Here is a 15,903-nt window from a genome sequence, read left to right as displayed (position 1 = left end):
ACTTACCATTTTTATCTGCAAATCGCCTAAAAAATAGTCTCTGTCAGTGCCACGGTCGAATGTTCAACACGCCCTAATTTGCGAATATTCAAAACCGCTTATCACCACCCAATAATCACATAATCGACCGGATATGTACTATGAAAGACGCTTCACCCCACACCTTAGGGAATATAGAAAAAGAGCCTATAGCGAATGACCCGCTAGCCTCAGCGGAGCTAAAAGGTGAGATGATTGAGCTACAGATGAGTATGGCGCATCTCGAGCTGACCGTAGAGCGTCTAGATCAAGTGATTGCTCGTCAAGATAAAGATATTCAAACGCTACAGCGACAGTTGCAGCTTATCTATAACCAAATGCAGAGTCAAAACCAAGGTGACGGCATCGCTCCTTTTGATGTCCTAGCAGATAAACCTCCGCATTATTGAGAAAAATGTTATTTTCATCATTGCAATATTTAAGTATCAGCCTGCTTAGATAGCCGCTTGTATGGTTTGAATCAAAACGCAGACCGGATTATATGAGCTTTTCTAAATGTAAAGTTGTGACTATATTGTGACGGCATAGTAACTAAATAATTATTTTTTATGGTTGTCATCAACTTCAAAAGCTATTAGTATCTTGCCCTTCAATCCCCCTTGTTTAGCGAAGTTTGGTTGAGTTAACTGTTCTTAGCTAGGTTAAACAAGGAAATAAAACAGTTAGGATGTTTGGAGAGAACTAATGCGTAGCACTTTTTGTTTAAAGGCTCTTAGCGTAGCGATCGCTACTTTTTCAGTGGCAAGCGCGGCTAGCGCTGCAGGCCTTGATCGTTCCGGTCAAGATATTACCGCATTTTTGCAAGATGGCACTTATGCAGAGACCGTCTATACTTATATCGACGCTGATGTAACTGGTAAAGATACCTCAGGTAATAAGATCGACGACATTGCTGAGGATTATGATTTTTTCCGTTATGGTGTAAAGACTGACATCAACGAAACCTTTAGCATTGGTGTTTTATATGATGAGCCCTTCGGTGCTGCGGCTGACTATGTAGGCGATAGCAACTTTGTAGATGCAACAGGCGAAGGTACCAATGTTGAAGTTCGTACTGAAAGCTTAACCGGTATCCTTGGTGCAAAGTTTGGTGAAAACAAAGAGTTCCAAGTGTATGGTGGTCCTGTCGCGCAGCGTGTCAAAGCTGACGTAAAGCTACGTGGTGAGGCTTATAGCGTTGCTAATGGTTATACTTTAAATGTTAATGCGGATCAAGACTATGGTTGGTTAGCAGGTGCGTCGTATAGTAAGCCTGAGATTGCTTTAAAAGCAGCATTGACTTACCGCTCGGAAATTGAGCATACTGCTAATTCTGCTGAGCTATATCCTTTTGTCGATAGTCTACCTATCCCGGGCCTTTCAGCAAATCGAAGTGGTGATATTGAAATTACCACACCTGAGTCAGTAAACTTTGATTTTCAGACGGGTATCAACCCGACGACATTAGCGACTGCAAAAGTACGCTGGGTACCGTGGAGTGATTTCGCGATTACACCAGGACTATATAATGGTTTTAGTCAAGTATTAGCAACTCTGCCTCAAGGTACTGGTATACCTCCTGAAGGTTTAGATTTAGTCAGCTATGATGACGATCAGTGGCAAGTAGAGCTTGGTCTGGCCAAACGTCTAACTCCTGCATTAGCAGTTTCAGGTAATATCGGTTGGGATAGTGGTGCAGGTGACCCAGTGACGTCACTAGGTCCTATCGAGGGCTATTATAGTGTTGGCCTTGGCGCAAAGTATAATGTTACCGAGAACTGGGCCGTATCTGCTGGTGGTAAATACTTATGGTTCGGTGATGCTGAAGGTCAAATTCCAAGTAAAACGGTTGTTAGTAACTTCGAAGACAATGACGGTTATGTACTTGGGGCAAAGATTTCTTATCAGTCTAAGTAATAAGTCTGATTTAAGCTCAATAAAAAAGCGATCCTTAGGGGTCGCTTTTTTAATTAATAATGAATGAGTGAAATATTGAGTCAGTCGACAGTTGATTACGGATAACTACATTTTGTACTGTTTGGTCATATTTAAGAAATAAAGCACTTTAAATGTTGTTTTAGTGTCAAAAAAACATTACTATTCAATTTAGGACCCCGTTTACATGTTTAGTAACAACTGGACTATGGCAACGGTTAAACAATGAGGATGTTTGGAGATACACAATGCGCCCTACCTTTCACTTAAAAACCCTTACGGTAGCCTTAGCTGCTTTTTCTGTAGCTAGTATGGCTAATGCTGCTGGTCTTGATCGTTCAGGTCAAGATGTCACTGCTTTTTTTCAAGATGGCACTTACGCTGAAGCGGTCTATACTTATATTGACGCTGATGTAAGTGGTTATGATAGTTCCAATAACAACCCATTCGATAATACCTATGTACGCGGTAACAAAACGGGCGATATTGCTGAGTCTTATGACTTTTTCCGTTACGGTGTAAAAACGGACATCAATGATACATTCAGTATTGGCTTACTATACGATGAGCCTTTCGGTGCTGCGGCGGAATATAGCGGTGATAATAATTTTGTCGCAAATACTAATCCAGCTGACTCATCAGGAGAGTTCGCAAATGACCCAGCACCTAGCGGGCCAATAGGTAATGCGATAGTTGGAGCTGAAGCTGGAACTGCTGGTGAAAACACTAATGTAGAGGTTCGTAGCCAGAGCCTAACGGGTATTCTTGGTATGAAGTTTGGTGCCAATAAAAACTTTCAAGTTTATGGCGGTCCAGTAGCACAGCGTATTCAGTCTGAAACAAAACTACGTGGTCTTGCTTACGGTCCTGCTACTGGCTACACGTCGAACAGCAACCCTGACATGGACTACGGTTATATTGCAGGTTTCTCTTTTAGTAAGCCTGAAATCGCATTAAAAGCAGCACTAACTTATCGTTCTGAAATTGATCATGATATTGAAATATCTGAAACCTACCCTTTAGCGCCGACCATCGGTGCAATAGGTACTCCTCCACGTGCTCTTTTAGCCAATCAAACTAGTCGATACGAGATTACGACTCCTAAGTCAGTGAACTTCGACTTCCAAACAGGTATCAATCCGACTACTTTAGCAACGGCAAAAGTCCGTTGGGTACCTTGGAGCGACTTTGTCATTACGCCGCCATTATATAACGAAGTTAGTAAAAATGCTGCCCGTCCTGATGGTCTTAACTTAGTCGACTATGATGATGATCAGTGGCAAGTAGAGCTTGGTCTAGCTAAACGCCTTGCACAGGCTCTAGCGGTCAGTGGCACAGTAGGTTGGGATAGTGGTGCAGGTGACCCAACCACCTCCTTAGGTCCTATCGAAGGGTATTACAGCGTAGGCTTAGGTGCCAAGTACAATGTCACGCCTGAATGGGCCGTTTCAGTTGGTGGTAAATACTTATGGTTCGGTGATGCAAAAGGTCGTCTACCTAGTGGAAAGATCGTTGGTGATTTCCAAGATAATGATGGTTACATTGCTGGTTTAAAGCTTTCTTATCAGGGTAAATAATCGATTTGTATCTCCTGTAGACAATAAAAAGCGGCCTATCATAGGTCGCTTTTTTATTGATTCCAATATTTTAATTGAATAAAAACTCTTAGATATGGAAAGATATTTAGAGTGTTTTACAGAGAGTAAATTAATAACTGATAGCTACAACCTACTTACTACTCATATGTTGCTACACATGTGACAGCTGCCTTCCAGTTGATTGAATGGTAAGCAGTGTATCCATTGTCGCTACCTATATGATAGTTAGCTATCCATATAGGTAGGGGCATGTTTAGACAGACCCATTTAGCAATAGTACATAGCTATTCTATTAAGAGTAGATACTCATAATAGAAGGTTAGACCAGCCTTCCTACTTATAATAGTAGCTACTTACATCATAATTAATAGCTACCAATAAAAAACCTCGCCATCTTTGATAGCGAGGTTTTTTAATATTCAATAGTCTATGAATTTATTTGTTTAAATTCAGCTCCATTTCTTTATATCTATCAGATACCGTAGGTCTTGGACCGCCAGTCATGATACTCACTGCAAAGATAGCAATGGTGCTCAAGATAAAGCCTGGAACGATAGCATATAACCAGCTATTTAGGGCGACTCCATTCATCTCGAATGGACCATAGACCCACAAGATGACCGTCAATGCACCGACAACCATACCGGCGACAGCGCCGTTACGGTTCATACCGCGCCATGTCAGACTAAAGATAACGAGCGGGCCAAATGCCGCGCCAAATCCTGCCCAAGCGTTAGAAACGAGGTTCAGTACTGAGCTGTCTGGGTTTGATGCCAGCAAAATAGCGACAACAGCAACGACAATCACAGAAATACGGCCGACGAGTACTTGACGCGCCTCTGGGGCTTCTTTATCAAAGAACAGCTTATACACGTCCTTAGTCAATGAGCTTGATACCACCAATAGCTGAGAGGAGATGGTACTCATGATCGCTGCCAAGATGGCCGCTAATAAGAAGCCTGAAACCAATGGATGGAATAAGAACTGCGTGAATACCAAAAAGATAGTCTCAGGATCATCTAATGTCATGGCAGTCTTTTGCACATACGCACGACCAGCAAAACCAGTCATCAAGGCACCAATAAGGCTGATAATCATCCAGCTCATACCAATATTACGGGCGGTCGGAACGTCTCTAACTGAGCGAATCGCCATAAAACGTACGATAATATGCGGCTGACCAAAATAACCCAAGCCCCAGGCCATCAGTGAGATGATACCAAGTGCTGTCATACCACTGGTGATATCGAGCAAGCTTGGATCGATATTTTGGACTGCGGTTGTCGTAGCTGAAATGCCGCCAAGATCAGTAAAGGCAACGATAGGGACGATCACCATAGCAAATAACATGATGACCCCTTGTACGAAGTCAGTCATGGATACAGCGAGAAAACCACCGAATAGTGTATAAGCAACTACCACACCAGCAGTAACCCATAGGCCTGTGCTATAAGATAGGTTCAATGAGCTTTCGAAAAGTTTACCACCCCCTACAAGACTTGCAGCGGTATAAACGGTAAAGAATAGAATGATGACAACGGCTGAGATGACACGTAGCATGTGTGACTTGTCTTCAAAGCGGTTGGCGAAGTAATCGGGTAGGGTAATAGCGTTGTCAGCTACTTCGGTGTACACACGAAGGCGAGGTGCTACGATCAGATAGTTTAATAATGCCCCTAATGTCAAACCAAGTGCGATCCAAATACTAACCACACCATCTGCATACATATAACCAGGTAAGCCAAGTAGTAACCAACCTGACATGTCTGAAGCACCTGCGGATAATGCAGTAACTGCTGGACCGAGATTACGGCCCCCAAGCATGTAACCTTCAGTATCATTGGCCTGCTTAAAGTAAGCATAAATACCAATCCCAATCATCACTAAGAAATAGGCGGCAAGCGATATCAGCACGCCACTAGAAACTCCGTTCATATAAATTGTCCTTAACCAACGCTGTTGGCTGTTATTATATTTTGCTATCGAGATAAAAATAGAAACTCAGCACAAAAGGTGATATCTAAAAACAATAAAAGCCATTAGATATCTCGTAATGGCTTTGCACTTATTAACTTTGCACTTATTAACTTTGCACTTATCAATAAGTGATTACTTTTGACTGTACAGGATTGATATAATCACAGTCAGCTTTAGGCTTACACCGATAAATAAAAGTAAGTCATTCTTTATTCATCGCAGTGAAGGATATCAATCGTTTAAAATCGTCAGTTTTACCATACGTTTATCGATATGACTCTAAAAGCAGATAATAAGCTCTTTTTGAAAATGAGCTGTCATTTATGGTTGTATAAGTCATCTTACTCACAAACATAAATGAAACTGGCTGCTAATTTAATTATACTGTCTTTAGTTATGACCTTTAATACTCAAGCAGATCTTAAATCAATAGCATTGCAAATCAGTGATACTGTCAGCTACTTTTAACACTAGATTCATCATTAAATTAAGTAGCATCAGTTATCAAGTAGATCAGTCAGTAACCTTACTTCAATAATGCTAGAGCATTAATTAAAATGACATAGTTATCACTGAAGTAACTGAATGTTAAAGTTCATACTTAAAAATTATAACGCATCACAATATCAATTACTAATCGTAGATTAGATGCGACTAGCGTTACATAAGCCCCTCAATAATTTTGAGCTATAGAATAACTATAAAAAAAACGTGACCTTGTGGATCACGTTTATCATATTTGTTACGTTTATATTACTAACGGTATCATGAATTAATCAATAGGTGCAAGTAGCTCTAATAGCGCCTCGACACTGCTAGAGCGCGTCAATTTTGGATTGATAACCACGCCTAAGTAGCGTTGCAGCTCGATATTATCCGCCATATTGATACGCTCTAAGTCTTGGCTTATCAGGGTTTGCGGCAGTACCGACCAGCCCAGTCCTACGGAGACGAGCATACGAATCGACTCAAGTGGATTGGTACTCATTGTGGCATAAGGCTTTAAGTTATGTTTGGCAAATTCAGCCAAGGTGATCTGACTCGTAAAGGTATTGGCAGAAGGTAGAATAGCTGGATAGTGTGCTAGCTGCTCTAAAGTCACATTGGTTTTTTGCGCTAAGGGCGATAACGTGCCGGTCATGAAATATAGTGGATCGGACCATAGCGTATGATAAGTCAAGCGCTTGTCATAGACGGGCGGTAAGGTTAAGAAAGCCAGAGATAAGTTACCATCAAGAACGGATTTGTGCGCCTCTTCAGAGTCGACAAAATGTACTTCTAACTGCACAGCAGGATAAGCTTGAATAAAATGCTTGAGCACTGGCGCTAAGTGATGTAGACCAATATGATGACTCGTACCAATGACTAGCTTGCCTGAGACCACTTGTTCTGAGTGCTGAAGATTAATCCTAAAATTATCATAATCATCGAGCCAACGCCGGGCGTGCGGCAGCATCTCGTTAGCGGCTTGGGTAGGCACGATACCGCGGCCTACGGTGTCAAATAGCGTAATATTGAATTCGTCTTCTAAGTTTTTGATACGTTTGCTGACGGCAGGCTGAGTGATAAACAGCTTTTCTGCTGCTCCTGAGATACTGCCTGTTTGCATAACGGTGACAAACGTTGTCAAATTGGTGGTATTCAAACCGGTATCCTTAGCTATATGTAGAGCTATAATTAAAAGTTGGCTAATCCAATCACAATTTATTAGAAATATAAGTTTGGGAATGGATAAAAATCATCAATTATTATTATAGGATTAGGCTGCTATAATCACAAGAGATGAACCCACTTTTTAACACTTTTACTTTGTTATTTTTGTTAATTGTTAAGTTTAGCAAATAAATAGTTATTAATTAAATAGACTACAGCGTTATCGATTTAGCTTATAAGGTATAATTAGGATATTAGCGTTCAGTATAGGCGCATACTAATTGAAGCTCAGTTCAAAGATCAGTAACCGGAAAAGGACAGCTACATGGCCGCTCAAACATTATACGACAAACTTTGGAATGCTCACGAAGTCAGCAAGCGTGATGATGGTTCTAGCCTTATTTATATTGACCGTCATCTACTGCATGAAGTGACGAGTCCGCAAGCTTTTGAGGGCTTAGAGCTGGCCAACAGAGCGCCGTGGCGTCTGTCGGCCAATATCGCAAGTCCAGATCATAATGTACCGACGGTGACCAAAGAGCGTCTAGAAGGCGTTGAAGGTATCAAAGATAAAGTATCGCGTCTGCAAGTGGTCACGCTCGATGACAACTGCGCCAAATTCAATATTGCTGAATTTACGATCAATGATGCGCGTCAAGGTATCTTGCACGTGGTAGGACCTGAGCAAGGTTTAGTGTTACCGGGTATGACGGTTGTCTGCGGAGACTCACATACCGCTACTCATGGTGCGCTTGGCTGCTTAGCGCATGGTATCGGGACCTCTGAGGTTGAGCATGTCTTAGCGACGCAGTGCCTGATCACCAAAAAAATGAAAAATATGCAGATCCGTGTCACCGGTGAGCTTGGTGCTGGGGTGACGCCAAAGGATGTGGTGCTCGCGATTATCGCGAAGATCGGTACCGCCGGCGGCAACGGTCACGCTATCGAGTTTGCCGGTCAGGTCTTTGAAGAGATGAGCATGGAGGGCCGGATGACGGTCTGTAACATGGCGATTGAAGCAGGTGCGCGCGTTGGCATGGTGGCAGTTGATGATACTACCATCGATTATGTCAAAGGTCGTCCTTACGCACCCACTGGTGAGCAGTGGCAGCAAGCAGAGCGCTACTGGCGTACTTTGTATTCAGATGCTGATGCGGTGTTCGATACTGTCGTTGAGATTGATGGTAGCCAGATTGCCCCGCAAGTCTCTTGGGGCACCTCTCCTGAGATGGTCGTTGATGTCACGGGGTCCGTTCCGACGCCAGAGCAAGCGGCAGATGCCACTCAAGAAGAGGGCTGGATGCGCGCATACCGTTATATGGGACTCAAGGCAGGTCAGCCGATAACAGATATTCATCTTGATCGTATTTTTATCGGCTCTTGTACCAACTCGCGTATTGAAGATTTGCGTGATGCGGCAGCAGTAATTAAAGGGCGCACGGTCGCTGATAGCGTCAAAGAAGCGATCGTCGTTGCTGGCTCCGGACAAGTCAAACTGCAGGCAGAAGCTGAGGGCTTAGATACGCTATTTACTGATGCAGGGTTTGAGTGGCGCGAGCCTGGTTGCTCAATGTGCTTGGCGATGAATGCCGATAAGCTTGAGCCCGGTGAGCACTGCGCGTCGACCTCTAACCGTAACTTTGAGGGCCGTCAAGGCAATGGCGGGCGCACGCATTTAGTGAGTCCAGCGATGGCGACAGCGGCCGCATTGGCGGGTCACTTTGTCGATGTGCGTACTTTTTAGAAGAGGATAATCGATTACTCTTCTAACATTCGATAGTTATTTATAGGAAACACTATGCAAGCTTATAATATTCAAACGGGCATTGTATGCCCTTTAGACCGCTCAAACGTTGATACCGATCAGATTATCCCTAAGCAGTTTTTAAAATCTATTAAGCGCACCGGTTTTGGCGTCAATTTATTTGACGATTGGCGCTATTTGGACGAAGGGTTTCCGGGGCAAGATAATAGTAAACGCCCGATCAACCCTGATTTTGTCTTAAATCAGCCCCGCTATCAAGGCGCAACGATTTTGCTTGCGCGTAAAAACTTTGGTTGTGGCTCTAGTCGCGAGCATGCGCCATGGGCCCTCTCAGAATACGGCTTTCGTACGGTGATTGCGCCAAGCTTTGCCGATATCTTTTATAATAACTGCTTTAAGAACGGAATGCTGCCCATTATTTTAGATGAAGCTATTGTCGATACGCTTATGCAAGCCACGCAAGCGAATGAGGGCTATGAGCTGACCGCTGATCTAGAGCGCCAAGTGGTCATCACCCCGACAGGAGAAGAGTATGCGTTTGAGATCGATGAGTTTCGCAAGCATTGTCTGTTAAATGGTCTCGATGATATCGGTCTAACCTTGCAACAAAGCGATGCTATCAAAGACTATGAGCATAAAATGATGCAAAAGACGCCTTGGATATTTAATCAAGTGCATGCTTAAGCCAAATTTTAGACTTAATAGTTAGGGTTGATAGTCCGTTTTGACAAACGATATGTCGATAAATCAGTAGCAGCGAGAATGATGACTATTATTGATACCAGCGTTAATAATAGTTATACAGGGAGCAATACTGTATTGAGTTATGGCGGCAAGATAGCTATTATAAAAGCAACTTTATCATTTACAAAAAGTAGCCGTCATTATGAAAAAAACACGTTTTGCCGCTTATGTTGGTGCCACTTTTGCTATGAGTGCACTGTTATCAAGTTGTCAGCTTTTTACAGGCTATCATCAGATAGAAGCTGCTGATAGTGCTGACAATTGGTCTGGCAAGATTTACCCGGTGGCAGGCGAGACTAATATCGCTTGTGTAGGTACTTATCACTGTGAGATTACTCGCATCGATCAAACGCCGACTATTGCAGAAGAGACGCATCAGCCTGTTGACCGTAACATTGTAATAGTAAAACCTGAAAAAGATAAGGTGCCACTAGTCGATACTAAAGCTGTTAAGCTGGTGCCGTTATCGGCCTCTGGCATCTCCGGTTTGACTAATTATTACGCCCGAGTAACACCTATCAAACGCGAAGTACAAGTGAACTTCTATCCTGAAAATAACTTAGAATACGTCGAGCGTTTCACGGTTATTCACGAGTTCGTTGCGGGTACTTATCAGCTGCGCGCTTATAAAGTTCAATCTCAACAAAAAGACAGTAGCTTATTAACGAGTGCATCGCCGAACCCTCTATGCATAGAGCTTATTCAAGATGGCACTATTAAGCGTCGTTTTTGTAAGCAAGTTGATACTGAGCGTCAAGGCGAGTTTGTAGAAACTGGCGTGTTTGATGATACGGTGACCAGTTAAATCCTTTTATAACGTTTTATCGCAATGATTAAAACCTCCGATTCCCACAAATAACTAAGTTTTGACAAGCTCTAGTTTTATTACAATATTCAAAGACAAGGAAAAGTATGGCGACTATATTGACACTAGCAGGCGATGGCATCGGTCCTGAGATTATGACTCAAGCTATCGATGTCCTAAAAGCGGCCAATGATAAATTCGATTTGGGCTTTACTCTGGAGTCGGGGCTTCTTGGCGGTGCGGCGATTGATGCGACTGGTGAGCCGTTGTCCGAGGAGACTTTAAGGCAGGCTCGTGCAGCCGACGCTGTACTGTTAGGCGCAGTTGGTGGCCCTAAGTGGGATAACATTGAGCGCAGTAAACGTCCTGAACGTGGTTTGCTCAAGATTCGCAGTGAGCTTGGTCTGTTTGCTAATTTGCGTGTCGCCAAACTATATCCGCAGCTAGCGAATGCTTCGAGTGTCAAAGCCGATATCATCTCAGGGCTTGACTTATTAATCGTCCGTGAGCTGACGGGTGGTATCTATTTTGGTGAACCGCGCGGCATCCGTACTTTAGATAATGGCGAGCAGCAGGGCTATAACACTATGGTGTATAGCACCAGCGAGATTGAGCGTATCGGCAAAGTCGCGTTTGAGATGGCGCAGACTCGCGCCCAAACCAGCGGTAAGCCGGCTAAGATTTGTTCAGTTGATAAAGCCAACGTGTTAGAGGTGACTGAGCTGTGGAAGCAGACGATGATTAAGATGCAAGAAGCGGATTATAGCGATGTTGAGTTGTCGCACATGTACGCTGACAACGCTTGTATGCAGCTCATAAAGGATCCCAAACAGTTCGATGTTATGGTCACTGGCAACATGTTCGGCGATATTTTATCGGATGAAGCGGCTATGCTTACAGGCTCTATTGGGATGCTACCATCAGCGAGCCTCGATGAGGACGGTAAAGGTATGTATGAGCCTTGTCATGGCTCGGCTCCTGATATCGCTGGACAAGATAAAGCCAATCCCTTAGCGACGATTCTATCGGTAGCTATGATGCTACGCTATACTTTTAAGCAAGAGACCGCTGCACAAGCGATAGAGCAAGCGGTCAGCGATGTGTTGGATGATGGTCTACGTACGGTTGATATCTTGGATAACAGCGAAAGTGGCCTGACGCAAGTGGGCTGTCGTCAGATGGGCGAGGCGGTATTGGCCAAACTGCTATAGCTGTTTTTAAGTGCTAGTCCATATTTATGGATTTTTATCTCTCATTTAACCTATAAATCGTTTGCCGGTTTATAGGTTTTTTTGTCCAAAAGAGCTTGTTAATATATTTACTAAGTAAGCAGTTTTTTACGTAGATTTTGCATAGTTGTTATGTTTGTATAGCTACTATATTTACATAGATACTATATGAGTAGACCGCTATTAACATAATGAGCTTATATGCTAACAGGGCGCTATGGCATTATTATTAAGGTATTTAAATTAGTAAATACTTTCACAATAATAAAAAGTCACTATAAGACTATATTGAATATTAGAGGAAACTATGTCTCAATTAACCAAAATCACCAGTGCCATGCTAGCGAGCAGTCTATCTACTGTGCTACTAATGAGTCCAGCGCTAGCGGCGACTAACAGCGATGTTAGCCCCATTACTAATGGCGTCAGTCAAAAGATAAATAGCGATAAAGCAGCAAGTAAGGCGACAGCTGAATCTCTTAACGAGCTACTACCAACTATTGAGTATACGACAGAGGGATTATCAAAATCTGCAAAAAAAATAAACAGTGTTAATTGGAAGGAAGGGGAGAAGATAGATCGTGAAGTTGGCACTCGCTTGCAAGCGCTATTAAATTGGCACCATAGCGGCGTCGGCTCAGTAGATGGGTACTGGGGCAAAAACACTCGTAAAGCGATGCAAGCGTTTCAAAAGGCTAATGGTTTGAGCGTCACTGACCAATTAAATACCGAAACTTGGGATGCACTGACAGCGAGTGAGGCATTAACCCGTCAACCTGTACTAGTGCGCTATAAATTAACCCCTGATGATGTCAATATCAAAACGACCACGATTCCAGCTAGCGCAGAAGCCAAGTCTAATCTCGAGGGCATGTATTATGAATCCGTGCTCGAGGCATTAGCTGAGAAGTTTCATATGAGTGACAGCTACCTGAAGTCTCTAAATCCAAAGGCTAGCTTTAATGCTGGCGAGACCATCACCGTCTATAATCCGGGCAATCCTAATACAACGCCTGTCAGCCGTGTGGTCGCGGATAAAACTACTGAAACTCTCTATGCTTATGATGACCAAGGCAATCTTGTAGCTAGCTATCCCACGACAGTCGGCAGCACTGCTACGCCTTCACCAACGGGTACGCATGAAGTAAAAGTGAAAGTCAATGGCCCCAACTATACTTATACTGGCGATAACGGAGAGAAGTTTATTATTCCGCCAGGTCCTAATAACCCAGTAGGCAAGGTTTGGATTGGCTTGTCAAAGCCGTCTTATGGTATACATGGTTCGCCAGATCCTGATCGCATTAGTCGCCAAGCCTCAGCAGGCTGCGTGCGTTTGACCAACTGGGACGCGTTATCTTTGTTAGGAGTTATCGACGATGACGCTACAGTAGAGTTTAAGTGATTTTATAACAAGTCAGATTGATTGAATCCTTAAGCTAGAATATTAGGCAAAAAAATACCGCTAGTACAATTATTAGCGGTATTTTTTGCCTGACAAGAGATGCTAAGCGTGCTTAATTCTCTAGACTAGATCAAAACTCAAAGGTCATACGAAGTAAGCAGTTTAGTTCTTACCACGATAAGTAATACGACCTTTGGTCAAGTCATAAGGCGTCATCTCGACTTTGACTTTATCACCAGTCAAAATACGGATGTAATGCTTACGCATTTTGCCAGAGATATGGGCAATGATTTCGTGTCCGTTTTCTAAACGAACCTTAAACAGAGTGTTTGGCAAGGTATCGATGACTTCGCCTTCAAACTCGATAATATCGTCTTTTTTAGCCATAATTTATATCAATCAATGAAAAATAAGCCAATATTATACGTAAGTTTAGCGATTAAAGCAATATGGCAACGGGTTTTTGCTTGACAGCGTTTAGCGGTTATGTATGTCAAATTATAATTGAGCTTGAATATCTAAAAAATTAATCTGGCAGATTGAGCCAAATTGGAGTCAGTGGCTCTTTTGGGAGCAGCGACTCGTACTCTTCGGGATAATACGCTTTTATAAAATAAAGTCCATCACCAGCAGCGGTCGGCGGGGCAATCGTACGATCTTTTTGCGCTAAAATAGCTAAGAGGTCGTCCGGCTGCAGCTCGTGACGGCCGATAGCGTACAGCGTACCCATTAAGTTACGTACCATATGATGCAAAAAGCCATCGGCTTGAATATCAAATACAATAAAGGCGCCATGAGCAAAGAGCTTGGCATGACTGATGGTACGCACCGGCTGATTGGACTGGCAAGCTGCGGCGCGAAAACTTGTAAAATCATGCGTTCCTACTATGTCTGCAGCAGCCTTTTGCATTGCGGCTAGATCAAGTGGCTGATGAATGTGAGTCACTTGGTGGTTTAAGATAGCTGGGCGCGTGTCTTGATTGAGCGTAACATAGCGATAACGCCGAGCGATGGCCTTAAAGCGCGCATGAAAATCGCTTGGCATCGGCTGAATCCAGCGTAGTGCAATATCATCGGGTAATAAGCTATTGACACCGCGCAGCCAATTATGGGTCGGTCGGTAGGCTCGAGTGACAAAGTGAGCGACCATGTTACTTGCGTGTACCCCAGAGTCGGTGCGTCCTGCGGCGACCACTTCTACTGTCTCGTTAGCGACTTTGCTAATAGCAGCCTCTAGGACTTGCTGGACGCCTAAAACCTCTTTTTGTCGTTGCCAGCCATAATAATGAGTCCCCAAAAACTCGATAGCTATCGCTAAAGTGTAAGTAGGAGTGTCTTCATCGGTGTGTTGGATTAGCTCGTCTTGCGGCACTATTGGCTGAGCGTTATCTGCTAAAGAGTCGGTCATAATGGTTGAGGTGCTTAAGCTTATTTTATGAGTTTGGGATTGTTTAGCGCTGACGACTCGTAGAAGTTCCTGCTTGGTTAACGCTATAAGTCCAGCGCTGACGTCTACGGGCAGGGGTGTCGTAACGTAGCAATAACCACAGTAGGCGCGCGTAGATCGCAGAGAGAGTGAGGCGTCCACCAGCGATGACGTGATAATCATATTGCCAGCTGCCCGCGGCGTAACTGCTACTCACGCCGCCAAATGGGCATTGGCTTGCGCAGACTACCATATGGCCTTGTTTATAAGCCGCTTGTAGCGCCTCGGCAAGCTGCGGCGAGTAAGGTACGTTGCCGCTGCCAAACCCTAATAAGATAATGGCGCATGGCGGTTTTGACAGCAGCGCTTGTAACTGCTCGCTGAGCACGCTTGGATCGTTAGGCAAGCAGTAAAGTGCATGAACATGAGCGTGCTGTGGCTGATTTTGTACCGCTGCCAAAACTTGTTGTTGGTCATCAAGCCAATGCTGCCGGCGAGTATCTGTCAGCTTATCTATATAGCTATTATCAGGATAGGCGGCACGGTGATGACCGGTAAAGGCCATAAAATCATGGCTATGAATCTTTTGCACCGTTTGCGCCGGCCAAGACTCACCGCCAAAACATATCTTCACCCCTGATTGCCCCGCTGCTGCTAAGCGCAGAGCTTCACGAAAATTATCCCAAGCATCACCGTGGCTGTCGATTTTATAAGCGTGCAGCTCTTCGCTATCTAGTAGTGGACGCATGCTGCCTGTGAGAGTAATACTGATGTCAGAACCGGCAAAAGCTTCTGCCAAAAACGCTCCTAAGTAGCTTAAGGTGTCAGTCCCTGTGATCAGCACAAACTGGCGCTCGCCAGCTTGATAGGCCGAGAGTAACAGCGTATAAAAATGTACAAAGTCGCTTGGCGTTAATTGGCTACTGTCTTTGATAAGCGAGTTATCTAACCAACACAGCTTAGGTAAAAAAGCGGCATCATCGTGCTCAGTGACAAGTTGCTGCAAGGCGGGTAAGAACACTTCGGCGGCAAGCGGCGCTAGTGGCCGCCCATAACTGCCAAAGGTGCCGCCTGCATAAATCAGCTGTACAGACTGCGAGTTGAGAGATGATAATGTGGAACGTGAAGCCATATTTAAGTCGCAAAATGTTATTAAAAACCGTTGATGAGATGACGATAAAAAACTTAGATTAACACACCAAGTGCAACGCTAATTAATATTATAGAACGCCTGCATAGGCGTTTTAAACCCTAATCGTTTTCTTGGTCTGTTATTTAGTTTGTTCTCAATGTCCTGTATTTCATTATCAGAGACTTGTCTAAAGTCACAACCCTTAGGCAAGTACTCTCT

At 43.8% G+C, this 15,903-nt stretch carries 13 protein-coding genes and 1 pseudogene; 8 read left to right on the top strand and 6 right to left on the bottom strand.

Going from position 1 to position 15,903, the window contains the following annotated elements; genetic code table 11:
* Window positions 1-140: 140 nt before the first annotated feature.
* The 3 genes from AAEY83_RS12265 to AAEY83_RS12255 all read left to right on the top strand — a co-directional run bounded on the left by AAEY83_RS12265 (window position 141) and on the right by AAEY83_RS12255 (window position 3,530).
* Window positions 141-428 (top strand): SlyX family protein, encoded by a 288-nt coding sequence (locus AAEY83_RS12265; RefSeq protein ID WP_025647250.1) that lies wholly within the window; start codon window positions 141-143, stop codon window positions 426-428.
* 295 nt (window positions 429-723) lie between these two features.
* Window positions 724-1,935 (top strand): OmpP1/FadL family transporter, encoded by a 1,212-nt coding sequence (locus AAEY83_RS12260; protein ID WP_025647249.1) that lies wholly within the window; start codon window positions 724-726, stop codon window positions 1,933-1,935.
* 266 nt (window positions 1,936-2,201) lie between these two features.
* Window positions 2,202-3,530 carry an OmpP1/FadL family transporter gene (locus AAEY83_RS12255; RefSeq protein ID WP_025647248.1) on the top strand — a complete coding sequence of 443 codons (1,329 nt, stop codon included), beginning with the start codon at window positions 2,202-2,204 and terminating at the stop codon, window positions 3,528-3,530.
* Between the two features lie 456 nt (window positions 3,531-3,986).
* Here AAEY83_RS12255 and putP read toward each other — a convergent pair whose 3' ends face one another.
* Window positions 3,987-5,486, bottom strand: a complete 1,500-nt coding sequence (gene putP / locus AAEY83_RS12250) for a sodium/proline symporter PutP (RefSeq protein ID WP_025647247.1) — start codon at window positions 5,484-5,486, stop codon at window positions 3,987-3,989.
* Window positions 5,487-6,300: 814 nt separating this feature from the next.
* Entirely contained in the window at window positions 6,301-7,173 is an 873-nt protein-coding gene (locus tag AAEY83_RS12245) for a LysR family transcriptional regulator (protein ID WP_025647246.1), read from the bottom strand.
* A 333-nt stretch (window positions 7,174-7,506) separates the two neighbouring features.
* Here AAEY83_RS12245 and leuC point away from each other — a divergent pair, with 333 nt between their 5' ends.
* The 5 genes from leuC (at window position 7,507) to AAEY83_RS12220 (ending at window position 13,126) form a co-directional block, all read left to right on the top strand.
* Entirely contained in the window at window positions 7,507-8,925 is a 1,419-nt protein-coding gene (gene leuC, locus AAEY83_RS12240) for a 3-isopropylmalate dehydratase large subunit (protein WP_025647245.1), read from the top strand.
* 54 nt (window positions 8,926-8,979) lie between these two features.
* On the top strand, window positions 8,980-9,630 hold the full coding sequence (gene leuD / locus AAEY83_RS12235) for a 3-isopropylmalate dehydratase small subunit (RefSeq protein WP_025647244.1): 651 nt from the start codon (window positions 8,980-8,982) through the stop codon (window positions 9,628-9,630).
* Between the two features lie 202 nt (window positions 9,631-9,832).
* Window positions 9,833-10,495 carry a hypothetical protein gene (locus AAEY83_RS12230; RefSeq protein WP_025647243.1) on the top strand — a complete coding sequence of 221 codons (663 nt, stop codon included), beginning with the start codon at window positions 9,833-9,835 and terminating at the stop codon, window positions 10,493-10,495.
* Between the two features lie 107 nt (window positions 10,496-10,602).
* Window positions 10,603-11,706 (top strand): 3-isopropylmalate dehydrogenase, encoded by a 1,104-nt coding sequence (gene leuB / locus AAEY83_RS12225; RefSeq protein ID WP_025647242.1) that lies wholly within the window; start codon window positions 10,603-10,605, stop codon window positions 11,704-11,706.
* Window positions 11,707-12,031: 325 nt separating this feature from the next.
* Window positions 12,032-13,126, top strand: a complete 1,095-nt coding sequence (locus AAEY83_RS12220) for a L,D-transpeptidase family protein (protein WP_025647241.1) — start codon at window positions 12,032-12,034, stop codon at window positions 13,124-13,126.
* A 162-nt stretch (window positions 13,127-13,288) separates the two neighbouring features.
* On the opposite strand, the gene infA is transcribed toward AAEY83_RS12220, so the two are convergent.
* The 4 genes and pseudogenes from infA to AAEY83_RS12200 all read right to left on the bottom strand — a co-directional run.
* On the bottom strand, window positions 13,289-13,513 hold the full coding sequence (infA, locus tag AAEY83_RS12215; protein ID WP_019671605.1) for a translation initiation factor IF-1: 225 nt from the start codon (window positions 13,511-13,513) through the stop codon (window positions 13,289-13,291).
* A 139-nt stretch (window positions 13,514-13,652) separates the two neighbouring features.
* Complete coding sequence (gene truA, locus AAEY83_RS12210) at window positions 13,653-14,534, bottom strand: tRNA pseudouridine(38-40) synthase TruA (RefSeq protein WP_025647240.1); 882 nt, start codon at window positions 14,532-14,534, stop codon at window positions 13,653-13,655.
* A 43-nt stretch (window positions 14,535-14,577) separates the two neighbouring features.
* Complete coding sequence (locus AAEY83_RS12205; RefSeq protein WP_051397414.1) at window positions 14,578-15,684, bottom strand: asparaginase; 1,107 nt, start codon at window positions 15,682-15,684, stop codon at window positions 14,578-14,580.
* 78 nt (window positions 15,685-15,762) lie between these two features.
* A pseudogene (locus tag AAEY83_RS12200) lies at window positions 15,763-15,903 on the bottom strand (IS30 family transposase); the annotation flags it as partial.

It is taken from the genome of Psychrobacter sp. TB20-MNA-CIBAN-0197 (assembly GCF_040309765.1).
GTDB classification, from domain to species: domain Bacteria; phylum Pseudomonadota; class Gammaproteobacteria; order Pseudomonadales; family Moraxellaceae; genus Psychrobacter; species Psychrobacter submarinus.
The sequence above is the reverse complement of the archived record's forward strand: the minus strand, read 5'-3'. Positions and strand labels throughout refer to the sequence as shown.

What these genes read in the sequence shown, in the direction of transcription:
- AAEY83_RS12260 (WP_025647249.1), top strand. Translation starts at nt 724, where the DNA reads ATGCGTAGCACTTTTTGTTTAAAGGCTCTTAGCGTAGCGATCGCTACT.
- truA (WP_025647240.1), bottom strand. Translation starts at nt 14,534, where the DNA reads ATGACCGACTCTTTAGCAGATAACGCTCAGCCAATAGTGCCGCAAGAC.
- AAEY83_RS12255 (WP_025647248.1), top strand. Translation starts at nt 2,202, where the DNA reads ATGCGCCCTACCTTTCACTTAAAAACCCTTACGGTAGCCTTAGCTGCT.
- leuB (WP_025647242.1), top strand. Translation starts at nt 10,603, where the DNA reads ATGGCGACTATATTGACACTAGCAGGCGATGGCATCGGTCCTGAGATT.
- AAEY83_RS12205 (WP_051397414.1), bottom strand. Translation starts at nt 15,684, where the DNA reads ATGGCTTCACGTTCCACATTATCATCTCTCAACTCGCAGTCTGTACAG.
- AAEY83_RS12265 (WP_025647250.1), top strand. Translation starts at nt 141, where the DNA reads ATGAAAGACGCTTCACCCCACACCTTAGGGAATATAGAAAAAGAGCCT.
- leuD (WP_025647244.1), top strand. Translation starts at nt 8,980, where the DNA reads ATGCAAGCTTATAATATTCAAACGGGCATTGTATGCCCTTTAGACCGC.
- infA (WP_019671605.1), bottom strand. Translation starts at nt 13,513, where the DNA reads ATGGCTAAAAAAGACGATATTATCGAGTTTGAAGGCGAAGTCATCGAT.
- putP (WP_025647247.1), bottom strand. Translation starts at nt 5,486, where the DNA reads ATGAACGGAGTTTCTAGTGGCGTGCTGATATCGCTTGCCGCCTATTTC.
- AAEY83_RS12220 (WP_025647241.1), top strand. Translation starts at nt 12,032, where the DNA reads ATGTCTCAATTAACCAAAATCACCAGTGCCATGCTAGCGAGCAGTCTA.
- leuC (WP_025647245.1), top strand. Translation starts at nt 7,507, where the DNA reads ATGGCCGCTCAAACATTATACGACAAACTTTGGAATGCTCACGAAGTC.
- AAEY83_RS12230 (WP_025647243.1), top strand. Translation starts at nt 9,833, where the DNA reads ATGAAAAAAACACGTTTTGCCGCTTATGTTGGTGCCACTTTTGCTATG.